Genomic DNA, 17,776 nt, shown 5'->3' on the forward strand with positions numbered 1-17,776 from the left:
AATATAGACGAGCCGGAGAGAGAAATAAACCCCCCGGCCCGGCAAGTTGCCTAAAAAATATCAAATTGAGTGAATAATATCTTTAATCAGGCGTGGCCCGTGGTAAATAAAGCCGGAATAAATTTGGATGAGCGAGGCCCCGGCCTGCATTTTCTCGCGCGCGGCGGTCAGGGAGTCGATGCCGCCCACGCCAATAATCGGTAAGCGGCCCTGCAGTTCCTGGTTGAGGCGGCGGATAATTTCTGTGCTGCGCAGCTGCACTGGCCGGCCGCTCAACCCACCCGCCTGCTCGCAATAGGGCAGGCCGTGCACCAGTTTGCGGTCGAGGGTGGTATTGGTGGCAATCACGCCGTCAATATTATGGCGCACCAGACTGTCGGCAATTTGTACCAGCTCCTCTTCCGAGAGATCCGGCGCAATTTTCACCGCCACCGGCACATATTTTTGGTGGCGCTGCTGCAATTCAGCCTGCTTATTCTTGATGGCGGCCAGCAATTCATCCAGCGCGTCGCCATACTGTAAGGTGCGCAAACCGGGGGTATTGGGTGAGGAGATATTCACCGCGATATAGCCGGCATAGGGGTAGACCTTCTCCATGCAGATCAGGTAATCATCCTTGCCCTGCTCCACCGGCGTGTCTTTATTTTTGCCGATATTAATCCCCAGAATGCCGCCGAAATGGGCCTTCTTCACGTTCTCGACCAAATTATCGACACCGCGGTTATTGAAGCCCATGCGGTTAATCAGCCCCTGCGCCTCGACAATGCGGAACAGGCGCGGCTTCTCATTGCCATCCTGCGGGCGCGGCGTCACGGTGCCCACCTCGACAAAGCCGAAGCCCATCGCACCGAAGGCGTCAATGCACTCGCCATCCTTGTCCAGCCCGGCCGCCAGGCCCAACGGATTGCGGAATGAGAGGCCCATGCAGCTGACTGGCTTGGCTGGCAGTGACTGGCGGATAAGGAATTCAAACGGCGAGCCGGAGAGGCGGCGAAGCTGGCGGAAGGTTAATTCGTGCGCGTGTTCGGGGTCGAGCTGGAAAAGCGCTTTTCTGACGAGCGGGTAATACATGAAATCTCCTGAGTTCCCGGTGGCAAACCGGGGGCGTATTATCCGGCATCGCCGGGCAAAAGGGAACTGATTCCCGCCCTCTACGCAATCGTTTACCAGCCCGTCACAGGCTGCTTACCTTTTTCCTCCTCTTCCCTCTCTATTCATTACCCACGTTTATCCGTTTTCTGGCAAAGGAATGCCGGAATTAAGATTTCATCAAAAGCGGACGGGCTGTTAGCTTTGTTATCACTTAGTTAGGAAAAACCGAATTATTATTCATTTTGGTTATAAGGAGTGATTATGCACGTTATATCCCTGGCTGGCAGCCCGCGCCTGCCGTCGCGCTCCTCGGTGCTGCTGCATCTTGGCGAGCAGTGGCTGCAACAACGTGACGTTAAGGTCACCAGCTATAGCCTGCATGATTTTGCCGCAGAGGATCTGCTGTTCGCCAATTTCGCCAGCCCACAGGTCAAGGCGCTGGCGGCGGATCTGGCCGGGGCCGACGGCTTGCTGATGGCCACGCCGGTCTACAAGGCCGCCTATTCCGGTGCGCTGAAAACGCTGCTCGACCTGCTGCCAGAGCGTGCACTGGAGCATAAGGTGGTGCTGCCGCTGGCCACCGGCGGCTCCATCGCCCACATGCTGGCGGTGGACTACGCGCTGAAACCGGTGCTGGCCGCGCTGAAAGCCCAAGAGGTGCTACACGGCGTCTTTGCCGATGACAGCCAGGTGGATATGAAGGCGCAGCCGCAGCCACAACTGGCGCCAGCGCTGGCCGAACGTCTGGAGGAAGCACTCGCCAACTTCCACCTGGCGCTGAGCCGCCGGGCGTCAGTCTCTACATTTGATTCCCATTTACTGCGGCATATCGCCTGATAACGGCCCGGAGGACAAGGATGAGTGCAAGCCTATTACGACACTGGAAACGCGCCACGGCGCTGTTCGCCCTGCTGGGCAGCCTGAGCCTAATGGCACAGGCGGCGGATGACCCGGCGCAGTTCCGCATTGGCTACCAGAAAGGCTCGGTCAGTCTGGTGCTGGCCAAGAGCCACCAGATGCTGGAGACGCGCTACCCGCAGACCCACATCACTTGGGTGGAGTTCCCGGCCGGGCCACAGATGCTGGAGGCGCTGAACGTCGGCAGCATTGACATGGGCAGCACCGGCGACCTGCCACCGCTGTTCGCGCAAGCCGCCGGGGCGGATCTGCTCTACGTCGGCCAGGAGCCGCCGAAGCCGAAGGCCGAGGTGATTCTGGTGCCGGAGAACAGCCCGATTAAACAAGTGGCGGATCTCAAGGGGCGCAAGGTGGCCTTCCAGCGCGGCTCCAGCTCGCACAATCTGGTGCTGCGGGCGTTGCAGGAGGCCGGCCTCTCCCTCAATGACATTACGCCGGTCTACCTGACCCCGGCGGACGCACGGGCGGCCTTTGCGCAGCACAACGTGGACGCCTGGGCTATCTGGGATCCCTACTACTCGGCGGCGCAGTTGCAGGGTGGCGTGCGGGTGCTGAAAGATGGCAGCACCCTTAACCAGACCGGCTCCTTCTATTTGGCGAGCCGCCAGTATGCCGAGGCGCACCCGGCCTTTATTAAAGAGGTGCTGGCGCAGCTTACTGCCGCCGATGCCCTGACGCGCAGTGACCGCACCCAGAGCATCACCCTGCTGGCGCAGGCGATGGGCCTGCCGGAGCCGGTGATTGCCACCTATCTGAGCCACCGCCCAGAAACCATTATTGAGCCGGTGGATGACCGCACGGTGCAGGCGCAGCAGAACACCGCCAACCTGTTCTTTGAGAACCACCTGTTGCCGAAACGGCTCGACATTGCCAGCCGTGTCTGGCGCGCGCCGCAGTAACCCTGATCTTTTCTCGCGATTCAGCCCGGCCGGATGCCGGGCACTAAAGGAGCACACCATGAGCCTGAACGTATTCTGGTTTTTACCGACCCACGGCGACGGCCGCTACCTCGGCACCAATGACGGCGCCCGTACCGTAGACCACGCCTACCTGCAACAGATTGCCCAGGCGGTGGACCGCATGGGCTTTGGCGGGGTGCTGATCCCGACCGGCCGCTCCTGCGAGGATTCCTGGCTGGTGGCGGCGTCGATGATTCCAGTGACGCAACGGCTGAAGTTTTTGGTGGCGCTGCGCCCCGGTATCATCTCCCCGACGCTGGCGGCTCGGCAGGCCGCGACGCTGGATCGCCTCTCCAACGGCCGCGCGCTGTTCAATCTGGTGACCGGCGGCGACCCGGATGAGCTGGCGGGTGAAGGGCTGTTCCTCGACCATGAGGCGCGCTATGAGGCGTCGGCGGAGTTCACCCACGTCTGGCGGCGGGTGCTGGAGGGCGAAACCGTGACCTTCAACGGCAAGCACATCCAGGTGCGTGACGCCAAACTGATGCTGCCGCCGGTGCAGCAACCGCGCCCGCCGCTCTACTTTGGCGGCTCCTCGGAGGCGGCGCAGGATCTGGCGGCTGAACAGGTGGAGCTATACCTCACTTGGGGCGAGCCACCGGCGCAGGTCAAGGAGAAGATTGAGCAGGTGCGCGCCAAGGCCGCCGCCAAGGGACGTAAGGTGCGCTTCGGTATCCGGCTGCATGTGATTGTGCGCGATACCACGGAAGAGGCGTGGCAGGCCGCTGACCGGCTGATCGCCAACCTCGATGAGGAGACTATCGCCCGCGCGCAGCAATCCTTCGCCCGCTTTGACTCGGTGGGCCAGCAACGGATGGCCGCGCTGCACGGCGGCAAAAAAGATAACCTCGAGATCAGCCCCAACCTGTGGGCCGGTGTCGGGCTGGTACGTGGCGGGGCGGGCACCGCGCTGGTGGGCGACGGGCCGACCGTGGCGGCGCGGATGCAGGAGTATGCCGATCTCGGTATTGATACCTTCGTGCTCTCCGGCTACCCGCACCTTGAAGAGGCCTACCGGGTCGGCGAACTGCTGTTCCCGCATCTCGATCTGGCCGCGCCGGACGGTGGCGAGACCAACCTGCGGGTGCTGCGCCCGCAGTCAGAGGTGATCGCCAATGATTTCTACACCGTTAAAGCCTCCCAGAGCTAAGGAGCGAACGATGCGAAATTTTGCCAAACGCGGGGCCTACCGCCTCGCCCCCTGGGCGGTGCCGGTGCTGTTGGTGCTGCTCTGGCAACTGGCGGTGGAGACCGGCTGGCTGTCAAACCGCATCCTGCCGGCCCCGAGCGCCGTGGTGACCGCCTTCTGGTCGCTGAGCGCCAGCGGCGAACTGTGGCACCACCTGGCGATCAGCAGCTGGCGCGCGGCCATCGGCTTTGCCATTGGCGGCAGCATCGGTTTGCTGCTCGGTTTTATCACCGGCCTCTCCCACTGGGGCGAGCGGCTGCTCGACAGCTCGTTGCAGATGCTGCGCAATATCCCGCATCTGGCGCTGATCCCGCTGGTGATTTTGTGGTTCGGCATTGATGAGTCCGCCAAGATCTTTCTGGTGGCGCTCGGGACGCTGTTCCCGATCTATTTAAACACCTACCACGGCATCCGCAACATTGACCGTGGCCTGCTGGAGATGGCCCGCAGCTACGGCCTCTCCGGGCTGCCACTGTTTATGCAGGTGGTGTTGCCGGGCGCCCTGCCCTCCATCATGGTGGGGGTGCGCTTCGCGCTGGGCTTCATGTGGCTGACGCTGATTGTGGCGGAGACCATCTCGGCCAACGCCGGCATCGGCTACCTGGCGATGAACGCCCGTGAATTTTTGCAGACTGACATTGTGGTGGTGGCGATTGTACTGTACGCCATCCTCGGCAAGCTGGCCGACCTCAGCGCGCAACTGCTGGAGCGTGTCTGGCTGCGCTGGCACCCCGCCTACCAACTGACGTCCCAAGGAGGCAACGCATGAGCACGCCTATCCGCATCCCGCAGGGGACCCCGCTGACGCTGAACCGCATCAGCAAACAGTATGGCGCGCGCGCCGTGCTGCGTGACATTGATCTGCGCATCGCCCCCGGCCAGTTCGTGGCGGTGGTTGGCCGCAGCGGCTGCGGCAAGAGTACCCTGCTGCGCCTGCTGGCCGGGCTGGAGCAGGCCAGCGACGGCGAACTGCTGAGCGGCAACGCGCCGCTGGCCAACGCCCGCGAGGAAACCCGGCTGATGTTCCAGGAGGCGCGTTTGCTGCCGTGGAAGCGGGTGATCGACAACGTCGGGCTGGGGCTGAAGGGTGACTGGCGACCGGCCGCGCAGGCGGCGCTGGCGTCCGTTGGGCTGGCCGAGCGCGCCAATGAGTGGCCTTCCGCCCTCTCCGGCGGGCAGAAACAGCGGGTGGCGCTGGCGCGGGCATTGATCCACCGCCCCCGCCTGCTGCTGCTGGATGAGCCGCTGGGCGCGCTGGATGCACTGACGCGCATTGAGATGCAGGGATTGATTGAGTCACTGTGGCTGGCGCATGGCTTTACCGTGCTGCTGGTGACCCATGATGTCAGCGAGGCGGTGGCGCTGGCAGACCGGGTGCTGCTGATTGAGGAGGGCCAGATTGGCCTGGATCTGGCGGTGGATGTGCCGCGCCCGCGCCGCCACGGCAATGCGCGGCTGGCTGAGCTGGAGAGCCAGGTGCTGGATCGCATCCTGACCCCGGTGCCGGTGCCGCTACAGGCCGTGCCGCCCGCACGCGGCTACGCCTGACCCACAGCCAATAAAAAAGGGCGCGATTATCGCGCCCTTTTTCATGGCTTACGATCAGGCCAGCAGTGCCTTGCTGATCTTCTCATAGAGATCGCCCGAGAGGTTTGGCAGTGCCTTCAGCTCCTCCAGCGCCGTGCGCATCAGCGCCTGATGCGCATCATCGTAGCGTTGCAGCCGGATCAGCGGATCCACCAGCCGTGACGCCACCTGCGGGTTGCGGGTGTTGAGGTCGGTGAGGATCTCGGTCAGGAAGCGGTAACCGCTGCCATCCGCCGCGTGGAACGCCGCAGGGTTGCCGGATGCAAAGGCGCCAATCAGCGAGCGTACCCGGTTCGGGTTGCTGAGGCTAAAGGCGCGGTGCTGCAACAGGCTGCGCACCCGCGTCAGCACATCCGCCGCCGGGCTGGTGGCTTGCAGGATGAACCACTTGTCCATCACCAGCCCATCCTGGTGCCAGCGCTCATCAAAGGCTGCCAGCAGCGCGTCGCGGCAAGGCAGCTCCGCGTAGACCGCCGCCGACAGTGCCGCCAGCGCGTCGGTCATGTTGTTCGCTTCGTGGTACTGCTTCGCCACCAGCTTATCGGCCAGCGTGCGGTCGCCGAACGCCAGATAGCTCAGGCAGAGATTGCTCAGGCTGCGCTTGCCGATGTCGGCATGATCCACCCGGTACTCCGGCGTGCGGTTGGCGTAGTAGACCGCCAGCCACTCATCCACCATTTCGGTCGCCAGACAGCCAACGAACGCCTGATGCACCGCGTGGATCGCCTCCGGGTCAATGGTGGTGAACAGCTCCGCCATCTCATTCTCGCTCGGCAGTGACAGGATCTGGGCCGCCAGCGCTGGCTCCAGCGAGGCATCCAGCAGGATGCCACGGAAGGCGTCCGCCACATGCAGCGGCAGGGAGAGCGGCTGTTTCTGCTGGTGGCGCGCCACGTTCAGCTTGATATAGATCGCCAGCAGGCTCTGGGCGGCATCCCAACGCGAGAAGGGATCGGTGGCGTGCTGCATCAGGAAGGTCAGCTGCTGGTCGCTGTAGGGGTAGTCCAGCTTCACCGGCGCGGAGAACTGGCGCAGCAGCGACGGCACCGGCGGCAGGGTGATATTGTCAAACACAAAGGTCTGCTCGGCCTCGGTGACGTTCAGCACCGACGACACCGGGCTGCCCTCGCGCACCAGCGGGATCACGCTGCCATCCATATGGTAAAGCTCGATGTCCAGCGGGATGTGCAGCGGCAGCTTCTCCTGACGGTCGGCGGTCGGCGGCGTCATCTGGCTGACATGCAGGCTGTACTGTTGCAGCTCGGCATTGTACTCGTCGCGCACCGTCAGCACCGGCGTGCCGGACTGGCTGTACCAGCGGCGGAACAGCGAGAGATCGACGTTGGAGGCATCCTCCATCGCCTGCACGAAGTCATCACAGGTGGCGGCGCTGCCGTCGTGGCGCTCAAAGTAGAGCTGCATCCCGGCCTGGAACTTCTCTTCGCCCAGCAGGGTGTGCATCATGCGGATCACTTCCGAACCCTTCTCATACACCGTCAGGGTGTAGAAGTTGTTCATCTCGATCACCATGTCCGGGCGGATCGGGTGCGCCATCGGGCTGGCATCCTCGGCGAACTGGGCGCTGCGCATCAGGCGCACGTTGCCGATGCGGTTGACCGGGCGCGAGCCGAGGTCGGAGCTAAACTCCTGATCGCGGAACACCGTCAGCCCCTCTTTCAGGCTGAGCTGGAACCAGTCACGGCAGGTGACGCGGTTGCCGGTCCAGTTATGGAAGTACTCATGACCAATCACCCGCTCAATGTTCAGGTAGTCGGTGTCGGTGGCAGTCTCCGCCTTCGCCAGCACATATTTGGAGTTGAAGACGTTGAGGCCCTTGTTCTCCATCGCGCCCATGTTAAAGAAGTCCACCGCCACGATCATATAGATGTCGAGGTCATACTCGAGGCCAAAGCGGGTCTCATCCCACTTCATCGACTGCTTGAGCGAGGTCATCGCCCAGTCGGCGCGATCCAGGTTGCCACGGTCAACGTACAGCTCCAGCGCCACTTCACGGCCAGAGCGGGTGGTGAAGGTGTCGCGCAGCACATCGAAGTCGCCCGCCACCAGCGCAAACAGGTAGCTCGGCTTCGGGAACGGGTCTTCCCACTTGATCCAGTGGCGGCCATCCTCCAGCTCGCCCTGCTCCAGCCGGTTGCCGTTGGAGAGCAGGAAGGGGTAGCGCGCCTTGTCCGCGACGATGCGGGTGGTGAAACGCGCCAGCACGTCCGGGCGATCCAGGTAGTAGGTAATGTGGCGGAAGCCCTCGGCCTCGCATTGGGTGCAGAGCGCCTCACCGGAGAGGTACAGCCCCTCCAGCGCGCTGTTGCCAGCCGGGTGGATCTGGTTGACGATGGTCAGGGTAAAGCTGGCGGGCAGTTGCTCCAGCACCAGCGCGTGGGCCTCCTCGCGGTAGTGCGGCCACGGCTGGCCGTCAATCGCGACGCTCACCAGCGTCAGGGATTCACCGTTGAGCACCAGCGGCGCGCCCGCCTCGCCGCGACGGGTGATCCGGCTCGTCGCGGTGACGGTGGTGGTGTCTGCGTCCAGCTCAAAATCGAGGTCAATGTCAGTGATGGTATAGTCCGGCGCACGGTAGTCATGCCGGTATTTAGCCTGCGGCTGCGTTGCTGTGGTGACCTGTGTCATAGAAGCCCTTTGACGTCCGGTAGTTGAGGTTAACGAAGTGTATTCCGCCCGCGCGGGGCTGCCAGCATGGTGGCGGCGTAGGCCGGTTGCGGCGATCCATCGACTTTATCATAGCTGCGATAAAATCCGGGAATGTAAGAAGTTTACGGGAAAATCGGTCGCCGCCCGCGCGTGCCGCGCCCTGACGACGGCAAGGGCCTTGTAAATGTTTACAATTTTACTTTGTTGTTATCTCATTTTATTAACATTTATCGGCCATACTCTCCCCCGACGGCACGTTTTCCTCTCGACCCCCGTTTCGCTTTTATGGTGTGATGAGGCTTCAATAACCGGATAATCAAGGTATACTTCACGCACTTTTGCTGATTATCCCGACTATGGAATGCTCCTACGAGGATGCTGTAACGCGCTATGACTCAATACGCCTCCCCGATTTTGACGTCAATACTGGACACCGATGCCTATAAGCTGCACATGCAGCAGGCGGTTTTCCATCGGTATCATGACATTACCGTGGCCGCGGAGTTCCGCTGCCGTGGCGATGAGTTGCTGGGCGAATACCGTGACGAGATTCAGGCGCAAATCACCATGATGAGCGACCTGGCCCTGACCGATGCGGAGTACCAGTTCCTCGCCGGGCTGCCCTTCTTCCACCGGGACTACCTCGACTGGCTGAAAGCATTCCGCTTCAACCCGCAGCAGGTGCAGGTGACCAACCGCAATGGACGGCTGGAGATCCGCATTAACGGCCCGTGGCGTGAGGTGATCATGTGGGAAGTGCCGCTGCTGGCGGTGATCAGCGAGGTGGTGCACCGCCACCGCTCGCCGGATGCCACGCCTGAGCAGGCGGTCAGCCAGCTGCGCAGCAAACTGGCGCGCTTTGAGGAGATGGCCGGCGACACCGACATCTCCCGCTTCCGGCTGATGGACTTCGGCACCCGCCGCCGCTTCTCGCGCGCCGTGCAGCAGGCCATCGTCAGCGAACTGAAGGGCGACTTCCCCTATCTGGTCGGCACCAGCAACTACGATCTGGCGCACCAGCTTGGGTTGGCGCCGGTCGGCACCCAGGCCCACGAGTGGTTCCAGGCGCACCAGCAGATCTCGCCGGTGCTGGCCAACAGCCAGCGCGCCGCGTTGCAGGCCTGGCTGGATGAGTACCCGGATCAGCTCGGCATCGCCCTGACCGACTGCATCACCATGGATGCCTTCCTGCGTGACTTCGGCCCCGGCTTCGCCCATCGCTATCAGGGGCTGCGCCACGACTCCGGTGATCCGCTGGAGTGGGGTGAGAAAGCCATCGCCCACTATGAGAAGCTGGGCATCGACCCGATGAGCAAGACGCTGGTCTTCTCCGACAACCTGGATCTGGACAAGGCGCTGGCGCTCTACCGCCACTTCTATACGCGCATCAATCTGGTGTTTGGCATCGGCACCCGCCTCACCTGCGACATTCCGGGCGTCCGCCCGCTGAATATCGTGATCAAACTGGTGGAGTGCAATGGCAAGCCGGTCGCCAAGCTCTCGGACAGCCCCGGCAAAACCATCTGCCAGGATCAGGCGTTTGTGAAGGCACTGCGTAAAGCCTTCGACTTGCCGCTGGTGAAAAAGGCCAGCTAAGCGCCCTGACGGTGCCGCCCTTGGGGGCGGCGCCGCTGCCCTCCCCGCCCGAGATCAACTTCCGCTCATTTTCCCGGCCATTTCGCCCAGAATGTTGCCGTGCGCCCATGATTTCTGCTTGTGTCCTGTGACGCGGTAAGTAACATAGCAAAACCCGCCGCGGCGGGTTCCGTAATTTTGAATTAACCCTTATTAAAGAGAGAAATCTATGAGCGTTGTGCCTGTAGTCGACGTACTGCAAGGCCGTGCTGCGGTCGACAGCGAAGTCACCGTACGCGGTTGGGTACGTACCCGGAGAGATTCTAAAGCTGGTATCTCCTTCCTCGCCGTATATGACGGCTCCTGCTTTAATCCGTTACAGGCCGTCGTGAATAACTCTCTGTCCAATTACCAGGATGAGGTACTGCACCTGACTACCGGCTGCTCCGTGGAAGTGACCGGCACCGTGGTCGCCTCGCCGGGCGAAGGCCAGAGCTTCGAGTTGCAGGCCACCGCAATCAAGGTAGTCGGCTGGGTGGATGACCCGGACACCTACCCGATGGCGGCCAAGCGCCACAGCATCGAGTACCTGCGTGAAGTGGCGCACCTGCGCCCGCGCACCAACCTAATCGGCGCCGTGGCGCGCGTGCGCCACACCCTGGCTCAGGCGATCCATCGCTTCTTCCATGAGAACGGCTACTTCTGGGTTTCTACCCCGCTGATCACCGCCTCTGACACCGAAGGTGCTGGCGAGATGTTCCGCGTTTCCACGCTGGATCTGGAAAACCTGCCGCGTGACGATCAGGGCCGGGTTGATTTCCGTGAGGATTTCTTTGGCAAAGAGGCGTTTTTGACCGTTTCTGGCCAGCTTAACGGCGAAACCTACGCCTGTGCGCTCTCCAAGGTTTACACCTTCGGCCCGACTTTCCGTGCGGAGAACTCCAACACCAGCCGTCACCTGGCTGAGTTCTGGATGATCGAGCCAGAAGTGGCCTTTGCGACGCTGGATGACGTAGCAGGTTTGGCAGAGAAGATGCTGAAATATGTGTTTCAGGCAGTGCTGGATGAGCGCGCTGACGATTTGGCGTTCTTCGCCGAACGTGTCGATAAAGAGGCGATTTCTCGCCTTGAGCGCTTCATCAGCTCTGATTTTGCTCAGGTCGATTACACCGATGCGATCGAGATTCTGCTGAAGTCGGGCCAGACCTTTGAGAACGATGTGAGCTGGGGCATTGACCTCTCCTCCGAGCATGAGCGTTACCTGGCCGAGAAACACTTCAAGGCACCGGTGGTGGTGAAGAACTACCCGAAAGACATCAAAGCCTTCTACATGCGCATGAACGAAGATGGCAAAACCGTGGCCGCGATGGACGTGCTGGCACCGGGCATTGGCGAAATCATCGGCGGTTCGCAGCGTGAAGAGCGTCTTGACGTGCTGGATCAGCGCCTTGAGGAGATGGGCCTGAACAAAGAGGATTACTGGTGGTATCGCGACCTGCGCCGCTATGGCACCGTGCCGCACTCCGGTTTTGGCCTTGGTTTTGAGCGTTTGATCGCCTATGTCACCGGTGTGCAAAACGTGCGCGATGTGATTCCTTTCCCGCGTACGCCGCGTAATGCCAGCTTCTAACGGCTAACTTTCGCACTATTAATACAAAATTGTTACAAATCAGAGGCCAGCAATGCTGGCCTTTTACATTTTTTTAAACTTCGATCCTGCTCACAAAGTTCCCTAAAATTCACACATTGTTACAAATGGTTGCTTTCTGAAACCCCATTAGTACTTTCGTAGCATTTTCGCGGTAGATTAACCGTACTACCAATGGAACACTGCGTGCAGACACAGGAAGACACCAAACTTTCAACAATAGTTCCCAGAACTATTAACGGCAGTGGCAAGGTGTCCGAATAACACCAATGAGGGTAATATAATGATGAAGCGCAACATTCTTGCAGTGGTTATCCCGGCTCTGTTGGCTGCTGGCGCAGCGAACGCCGCCGAAATCTACAACAAAGATGGCAACAAGCTGGATCTGTACGGTAAAGCTGTTGGTCTGCACTACTTCTCTGATGACGACGGTTCCGACGGCGACCAGACCTATGTTCGTTTCGGCTTCAAAGGTGAAACCCAAATTACTGACCAACTGACCGGTTTCGGCCAGTGGGAATACAACGTTCAAGCGAACAACTCTGAAGGTTCCGATGCACAAGACGGCAACAAAACCCGTCTGGGCTTCGCGGGTCTGAAATTCGGCGACTACGGCTCCTTCGACTACGGTCGTAACTACGGCCTGCTGTACGACGCGATTGCCTGGACCGATATGCTGCCAGAATTCGGCGGTGACTCCGGTTACTCCGATGGCTTCCTGAGCGGCCGTTCTACCGGTGTGGCAACTTACCGTAACCACAACTTCTTCGGCCTGGTGGATGGCTGGGACTTCGCAGTCCAGTACCAGGGCAAAAACGACCGTTCTGACATCCGCCGTGCAAACGGTGACGGCTGGGCACTGTCCACCTCTTACACCAGCGAAATCGGTGTAGGCATCGTGGGTGCATACGGCGAATCTGACCGCACCAACGCACAGAACGCACCGGGCGTACTGGGCAACGGCGAGAAAGCACAGAGCTGGGCAACCGCTCTGAAATATGACGCCAACAACGTCTACCTGGCCGCCATGTACGGTGAAACCCGCAACGCGACTCCGTTCTCCCAGCAGATCGGTAACAGCGACGGTTCTACCACCAGCGTAGCTGGCTATGCCAACAAAGCACAGAACTTCGAAGTGGTTGCACAGTACCAGTTCGACTTCGGCCTGCGTCCGTCCCTGGCGTACGTTCAGTCCAAAGGTAAAGACATCGAAGGCATCGGCGACGTTGACCTGATCAAATACTTCGATGTGGGCGCGACCTACTACTTCAACAAAAACATGTCCACCTACGTTGACTACCGCATCAACCAGATTGATGACGACAACGCACTGGGCATCAACAGCGACGACATCGTGGCGCTGGGTCTGGTTTACCAGTTCTAATCACGATCTCCTGATTTATCAGGTGTGAATAAGGCAGGGCTTCGGCCCTGCCTTCTCTTTTTCTGCCCCCCGCCCCCCCCGCCAGCCTGTCCGCTCTTTTTGCCGCAAACGGTTGGCAAACGCCTGACATGGCGTTAACCTGATGCTTCTGCCCGCTTATCACAAGCCATGGACGTTTCTACATGTTTGAGAAAATCACCGCTGCCCCTGCCGACCCGATTCTGGGCCTGGCTGACCTGTTCCGTGCCGATGACCGCCCGACCAAAATCAACCTGGGTATTGGCGTCTACAAAGATGAGACCGGCCAAACGCCGGTGCTGACCAGCGTCAAGAAGGCCGAGCAATACCTGCTCGAGAACGAAGCCACCAAAAATTACCTGAGCATCGATGGCATCCCGGCCTTCGCCAGCTGCACCCAAGCGCTGCTGTTTGGTCAGGCCAGCGCCCTGATTGCTGACAAACGCGCCCGCACGGCCCAGACGCCGGGCGGCACTGGCGCGCTGCGCGTCGCCGCTGATTTTCTGGCGACCCAGACGGACGCCAAACGCGTCTGGATCAGCAACCCCACCTGGCCGAACCACAACAACGTGTTTGGTTCCGCTGGATTGGAAGTGTTGAGCTACCACTACTATGACGCGGAGAACCATGCGCTGGACTTCGACGCCATGCTCAAGAGCCTCGACGCGGCGCAGGCCGGCGACGTGGTGCTGTTCCACGGCTGCTGCCACAACCCGACCGGCATCGATCCGACCGCCGAGCAGTGGCAACAGCTGGCCGATCTCTCGCTGGCCAAGGGTTGGCTGCCGCTGTTTGACTTCGCCTACCAAGGCTTCGCCAACGGTCTGGAAGAGGATGCTCAGGGCCTGCGCATCTTTGCGGCCAGCCATGCCGAGCTGATTGTCGCCAGCTCCTACTCGAAAAACTTCGGGCTGTACAATGAGCGCGTCGGGGCCTGCACCCTGGTGACCGCCGATTCAGAGAGCGCCGATCGCGCTTTCAGCCAGATCAAGGCCACCATCCGCGCCAACTACTCCAACCCGCCGGCCCACGGTGCGGCCGTGGTCGCGACCATCCTCAGCAATGAGGCACTGCGCGCCCTGTGGGAGCAGGAATTGACCGACATGCGCCAGCGCATCCAGCGTATGCGCCAGCTGTTCGTCAATACCTTGCAGGAGAAGGGAGCACAGCAAGATTTCAGCTTCATCAGCAAGCAGAACGGCATGTTCTCCTTCAGCGGCCTGACCACCGAGCAGGTGCTGCGCCTGCGTAGCGAGTTCGGCGTCTACGCCGTCAACTCTGGCCGCATCAACGTCGCGGGCCTGACGCCGGACAACATGGCGCCGCTGTGTGAGGCGATTGTCGCGGTGCTCTGATGCATCCGGCATAAAAAAAGCCAGCCCGCGGGCTGGCTTTTTTATTGGCGTCACGCCCGTTACTGGAGGAACGGGTTGGTCAGGCGCTCATGGCCGAGGGTAGAGCTTGGCCCATGCCCCGGCAGGAAGGTCATCTCGTCACCCAGCGGCAGTAGCTTGGTGCGGATGGCATCAATCAGCGCCTCATGGCTGCCGCGTGGGAAGTCGGTACGCCCCACCCCGCCACGGAAGATCACGTCGCCGGAGATCATCAGGCGCGCGGCACGGTTGACGAACACGATATGCCCCGGCGTGTGGCCGGGACAGTGCAACACCTCCAGCCGCATCTCGCCGACCTGCACGATCTCCCCCTCCTCCAACCAGCGGTCAGGGGTAAAGGGCGCGCACTCGGCCAGCCCAAACATCTGGCTCTGCACCGGCAGCGCCTCCAGCCAGAAGCGATCCTCCTGCTGTGGCCCCACCAGCGGCACGCCAAAGTGCTGCGCCAGTTCAACCGCCGCCCCAACGTGATCGAGGTGGCCGTGGGTCAGCAAAATCTGGGTGACGGTGATGGGCCGGGCGGCCACTTCAGCAATGATGGTGTCGGCATCGCCGCCCGGATCGACAATCGCAGCCTCATGGCTGGCATCGCACCAGATCAGGGAACAGTTTTGGGCAAAGGCAGTGACGGGGATAGTGACGTAGTTCATAGGGCTCCACGGCCGGTGCGGAACGCCTTCCGCACCGGCGTAAACGCACACCTATCAGGACCAGTTACGCACTGGGCCAGTATCAATGTGCACAAAGTTGCTTCGTGGGTAATATCCTACACCACCGGCACGCATTTTTAACGCGGCCTTGCGGATATTGCTCAGTTGCACACCTTCAATGTGGAAATCCATGGCACGCCCGAGCGTGTGGTAGCTGTGCTTCGCCACCCCGCTGCTGTGCTTGCGTAAGTCGTCATTGGTGGCTACCGAGCGGTAACCGGAGATGAGCTGAACCGGTTTGTTGTTGCCCAGCATTACCTGAAGGCGATAGAGCTGGTCAAACAGGCTCGGGTCAATGGTCTTGATCTTATTGGCGCGAAAATCGCGGAACAAATGATTCAGCCTGGTCAACTCGTCCGTGTTGTAATTCCTTCCATCAAAGAACTCAGCTTTGAGCGTTTCCCCAGTATGCAGGTTATTGAGCGTCAATACCCGGGGACGAGGAGTTGAGAGAGTTGCGAACGCCTGCCCTGGAAGCAGTGCGATCCCCATAGCGGCGCCGCCTAACGCCAGCCACTTTCGGCGCTGTTTATCTATTTGGTCCATGAACTGTCTGATTACCCGGCAAGAGAGTCAAAAAATAAGCACATTGGCTGTGCTGTCCCGAACCTTAACTGCCAACGTTAGGTGAGTCAACCCACCAAAAAACGGGCTGAACCCCCGTTCCAGCAGCAACTGTGGGGATTCAGCCCGATAATCAGACCGTTAATTTGTGGGAATTTCTACATTTATTGCAGCAGGCGCTCGGCCTGAGGCAGTATTTGTGCGCCGGATCGCACGGTTTTATCATAATTGTAAATATCTGTTCGGAATTGCGGTTTCCCATCCTCTGCCACCCAGGCAGTCAAATAGTAGAGCTGCACCGGGATATGGTGACGAATCGGCACATAGGTGGTATTCCGCCCCTCCAGCGTGGAGCTGAGGCGTGCGCTGTTCCAGCCCGCATCTTTCAAAAGCATGTCCGCCAGCACCGAGGCCTTATTCACCCGCACGCAGCCGGAGCTAAGGGCGCGGATATCCTTCTGGAACAGCGCATGGTTCGGCGTGTCATGCAGGTAGATGGCATCCGAGCTTGGCATGTTGAACTTATAGCGCCCCAGCGAGTTGGTCGGCCCCGGCGCCTGACGCAGGCGGTAGGGGAAGCTGTTCGGCGACACCATGCTCCAGTCAATCATTGACGGATCGATCACCTCCGCATCATTGCTCCAGCCGCTCAACACCGTATAGCCATGCCGTTGCAGGTAGCTGGCATCACCCAGCGCCTTGGGAATGATGTCCTGACGGGTGAGCGTGGTTGGCACATTCCACGGCGGGTTGACCACCACGTTATTCAGCGCGCTGCTCATCAGCGGAGTCTTGCGGCTCGGGCGGCCAACAATCACGCGGGAGGCCAGCACCTCATTGCCATCACGGTAGTAGACCAGCGAATAGTTAGGAATGTTGACCATAATGCCGGTGGAGACGTTGCCCGGCAGGATGCGCAGCCGCTGGATATTCAGTGCCAGCAGGGTGGCGCGGGTCTGCGGCGAGACGTTCAGCCAGTCGCGGGTGCGGCGGCCAATCACGCCATCGTCTGCCAGCCCCTGCCACTTCTGGAAGCGCTTGACGCCCTCGACCAGATCGGGGGTATAGCGGTTATCTTGCACCTCAGTGGCGGTCTCCGGCGTGGCGGCCGGCGGGCTTTGCGGTGACGGCGGCACATCCTCAACCGGCGCAGCGGCTGGGCTGACGGTGGTAGGCGGCGCGCTCTCCTGCGGTGCAGCCTCCTCCAATGACAGATCGTCATCTACCGCCGGGCCATTGTTGGGGCCGCTCTCTGGCAACGGATCGGCATCCGCCAGTGGCTGGGCATTGGCATCCAGCATACCGGAGCGCGCCAGAATCTCGCGCAGCGCCGGGATGTCGTCGCTCAATTGGCCGGGGCGCAGGCTGGGGCCGTTGACCAGCTGCGGCCAGGGGCGGCCATCCGCCAGCATCTCTTTCAGCGCCTGATGCATCCGCGCGTACTGCGGGTGCTGCGGCGCCAGTGAGGTGATGTAGTTCCGCAGGCTCTGCGGCTGGGTGGCCTGCCCCGCCACCACCATTTGCCACTGGTTGATCACCGTGGCAGCTGGCAGCGACATCTTATAAGGCACGCTGGTGTAGAGCCAGTCACTGCCGTGGGTGCCCACGCCCGAGACAAATTGCAGATAGCCGAGCATGGCATCTGACAACACGATGTCGCGCGCCATGCCATCCAGATCAGGATTGCTTAACTGGCGCACCCACTGGGTAAATTGTGGCTGGACACCAGAGATCGCCAGTTCCGCCAACTGCTGCTGGAACTGCTGTACTGCCTGCTCATCGCGCCACATTGGCCGCATATGGTTGGCCGCATACAGGGAGGTCAGGGTATTTAGATAAAAAGGCGTTATCTTTCCGGGCAGCGCCGCACGGATCTGGCTGGCGGCATCCTGGGTGCTGATGCTCCCCGCCGTGGCAGGCAGCGCAGGCGCCGCGCCGGCGGTGTGAAGTGACGTGGTGCCCCAGGCCAGCGCGCAGCTGACGACCAAACTCTTGAGTGTACTAGGACGCGTAAGCATCATCCCTTGCCCCTTGGTTAAATACAAATAGATATCAATCATCTACTTGTGGT

Annotated in this window: 14 protein-coding genes; 9 read left to right on the plus strand and 5 right to left on the minus strand. The window is 60.8% G+C overall.

Annotated features, from left to right (window positions below; genetic code table 11):
- Window positions 1-60: 60 nt before the first annotated feature.
- Complete coding sequence (gene pyrD / locus C1N62_RS10775) at window positions 61-1,071, minus strand: quinone-dependent dihydroorotate dehydrogenase (protein WP_137763630.1); 1,011 nt, start codon at window positions 1,069-1,071, stop codon at window positions 61-63.
- 282 nt (window positions 1,072-1,353) lie between these two features.
- Between pyrD and ssuE the strand changes: the two genes are divergently transcribed.
- The 5 genes from ssuE (at window position 1,354) to ssuB (ending at window position 5,706) form a co-directional block, all read left to right on the plus strand.
- Window positions 1,354-1,929 carry an NADPH-dependent FMN reductase gene (ssuE, locus tag C1N62_RS10780; RefSeq protein WP_137763631.1) on the plus strand — a complete coding sequence of 192 codons (576 nt, stop codon included), beginning with the start codon at window positions 1,354-1,356 and terminating at the stop codon, window positions 1,927-1,929.
- Between the two features lie 92 nt (window positions 1,930-2,021).
- Complete coding sequence (locus tag C1N62_RS10785) at window positions 2,022-2,909, plus strand: sulfonate ABC transporter substrate-binding protein (protein ID WP_240775774.1); 888 nt, start codon at window positions 2,022-2,024, stop codon at window positions 2,907-2,909.
- Between the two features lie 58 nt (window positions 2,910-2,967).
- Complete coding sequence (ssuD, locus tag C1N62_RS10790) at window positions 2,968-4,119, plus strand: FMNH2-dependent alkanesulfonate monooxygenase (RefSeq protein WP_137763633.1); 1,152 nt, start codon at window positions 2,968-2,970, stop codon at window positions 4,117-4,119.
- A 10-nt stretch (window positions 4,120-4,129) separates the two neighbouring features.
- The gene (gene ssuC / locus C1N62_RS10795) at window positions 4,130-4,927 is read left to right on the plus strand and encodes an aliphatic sulfonate ABC transporter permease SsuC (protein WP_137763634.1); all 798 of its coding nucleotides are present in this window, start codon (window positions 4,130-4,132) and stop codon (window positions 4,925-4,927) included.
- Window positions 4,924-5,706, plus strand: a complete 783-nt coding sequence (ssuB, locus tag C1N62_RS10800) for an aliphatic sulfonates ABC transporter ATP-binding protein (protein WP_137763635.1) — start codon at window positions 4,924-4,926, stop codon at window positions 5,704-5,706. Before ssuC ends, ssuB begins: the two co-directional genes overlap by 4 nt.
- A gap of 54 nt (window positions 5,707-5,760) precedes the next feature.
- Here the strand turns inward: ssuB and pepN are convergent, their stop codons facing one another.
- Window positions 5,761-8,391, minus strand: coding sequence for an aminopeptidase N (pepN, locus tag C1N62_RS10805; protein ID WP_137763636.1), 2,631 nt, complete (start codon window positions 8,389-8,391; stop codon window positions 5,761-5,763).
- A 411-nt stretch (window positions 8,392-8,802) separates the two neighbouring features.
- On the opposite strand from pepN, the gene pncB reads away from it, so the two are divergent.
- The 4 genes from pncB (at window position 8,803) to C1N62_RS10825 (ending at window position 14,392) form a co-directional block, all read left to right on the plus strand.
- Entirely contained in the window at window positions 8,803-10,008 is a 1,206-nt protein-coding gene (gene pncB, locus C1N62_RS10810; RefSeq protein WP_137763637.1) for a nicotinate phosphoribosyltransferase, read from the plus strand.
- Window positions 10,009-10,216: 208 nt separating this feature from the next.
- Entirely contained in the window at window positions 10,217-11,617 is a 1,401-nt protein-coding gene (gene asnS / locus C1N62_RS10815) for an asparagine--tRNA ligase (protein WP_137763638.1), read from the plus strand.
- A 301-nt stretch (window positions 11,618-11,918) separates the two neighbouring features.
- On the plus strand, window positions 11,919-13,019 hold the full coding sequence (gene ompF / locus C1N62_RS10820; protein WP_305036960.1) for a porin OmpF: 1,101 nt from the start codon (window positions 11,919-11,921) through the stop codon (window positions 13,017-13,019).
- Between the two features lie 182 nt (window positions 13,020-13,201).
- Window positions 13,202-14,392, plus strand: a complete 1,191-nt coding sequence (locus C1N62_RS10825) for an amino acid aminotransferase (RefSeq protein WP_137763639.1) — start codon at window positions 13,202-13,204, stop codon at window positions 14,390-14,392.
- Between the two features lie 59 nt (window positions 14,393-14,451).
- On the opposite strand, the gene C1N62_RS10830 is transcribed toward C1N62_RS10825, so the two are convergent.
- From C1N62_RS10830 to ldtD, 3 genes are all read right to left on the minus strand, one after another.
- Entirely contained in the window at window positions 14,452-15,081 is a 630-nt protein-coding gene (locus tag C1N62_RS10830) for an MBL fold metallo-hydrolase (protein ID WP_137763640.1), read from the minus strand.
- Window positions 15,082-15,135: 54 nt separating this feature from the next.
- The gene (locus C1N62_RS10835) at window positions 15,136-15,687 is read right to left on the minus strand and encodes a YcbK family protein (RefSeq protein WP_137763641.1); all 552 of its coding nucleotides are present in this window, start codon (window positions 15,685-15,687) and stop codon (window positions 15,136-15,138) included.
- 182 nt (window positions 15,688-15,869) lie between these two features.
- Window positions 15,870-17,726 carry a L,D-transpeptidase gene (gene ldtD / locus C1N62_RS10840; RefSeq protein ID WP_137763642.1) on the minus strand — a complete coding sequence of 619 codons (1,857 nt, stop codon included), beginning with the start codon at window positions 17,724-17,726 and terminating at the stop codon, window positions 15,870-15,872.
- Window positions 17,727-17,776: the final 50 nt, after the last annotated feature.

Origin of the sequence: Nissabacter sp. SGAir0207 (genome assembly GCF_005491205.1) — a bacterium.
In the GTDB taxonomy this organism is placed as follows: domain Bacteria; phylum Pseudomonadota; class Gammaproteobacteria; order Enterobacterales; family Enterobacteriaceae; genus Chimaeribacter.

Excerpts from the sequence above, each read along its gene's own strand:
- ompF (WP_305036960.1), top strand. The coding sequence starts at position 11,919 with ATGATGAAGCGCAACATTCTTGCAGTGGTTATCCCGGCTCTGTTGGCT.
- asnS (WP_137763638.1), top strand. The coding sequence starts at position 10,217 with ATGAGCGTTGTGCCTGTAGTCGACGTACTGCAAGGCCGTGCTGCGGTC.
- C1N62_RS10835 (WP_137763641.1), bottom strand. The coding sequence starts at position 15,687 with ATGGACCAAATAGATAAACAGCGCCGAAAGTGGCTGGCGTTAGGCGGC.
- ssuC (WP_137763634.1), top strand. The coding sequence starts at position 4,130 with ATGCGAAATTTTGCCAAACGCGGGGCCTACCGCCTCGCCCCCTGGGCG.
- C1N62_RS10785 (WP_240775774.1), top strand. The coding sequence starts at position 2,022 with ATGGCACAGGCGGCGGATGACCCGGCGCAGTTCCGCATTGGCTACCAG.
- pyrD (WP_137763630.1), bottom strand. The coding sequence starts at position 1,071 with ATGTATTACCCGCTCGTCAGAAAAGCGCTTTTCCAGCTCGACCCCGAA.
- pepN (WP_137763636.1), bottom strand. The coding sequence starts at position 8,391 with ATGACACAGGTCACCACAGCAACGCAGCCGCAGGCTAAATACCGGCAT.
- ssuB (WP_137763635.1), top strand. The coding sequence starts at position 4,924 with ATGAGCACGCCTATCCGCATCCCGCAGGGGACCCCGCTGACGCTGAAC.
- ssuD (WP_137763633.1), top strand. The coding sequence starts at position 2,968 with ATGAGCCTGAACGTATTCTGGTTTTTACCGACCCACGGCGACGGCCGC.
- ssuE (WP_137763631.1), top strand. The coding sequence starts at position 1,354 with ATGCACGTTATATCCCTGGCTGGCAGCCCGCGCCTGCCGTCGCGCTCC.
- C1N62_RS10825 (WP_137763639.1), top strand. The coding sequence starts at position 13,202 with ATGTTTGAGAAAATCACCGCTGCCCCTGCCGACCCGATTCTGGGCCTG.
- pncB (WP_137763637.1), top strand. The coding sequence starts at position 8,803 with ATGACTCAATACGCCTCCCCGATTTTGACGTCAATACTGGACACCGAT.
- C1N62_RS10830 (WP_137763640.1), bottom strand. The coding sequence starts at position 15,081 with ATGAACTACGTCACTATCCCCGTCACTGCCTTTGCCCAAAACTGTTCC.
- ldtD (WP_137763642.1), bottom strand. The coding sequence starts at position 17,726 with ATGATGCTTACGCGTCCTAGTACACTCAAGAGTTTGGTCGTCAGCTGC.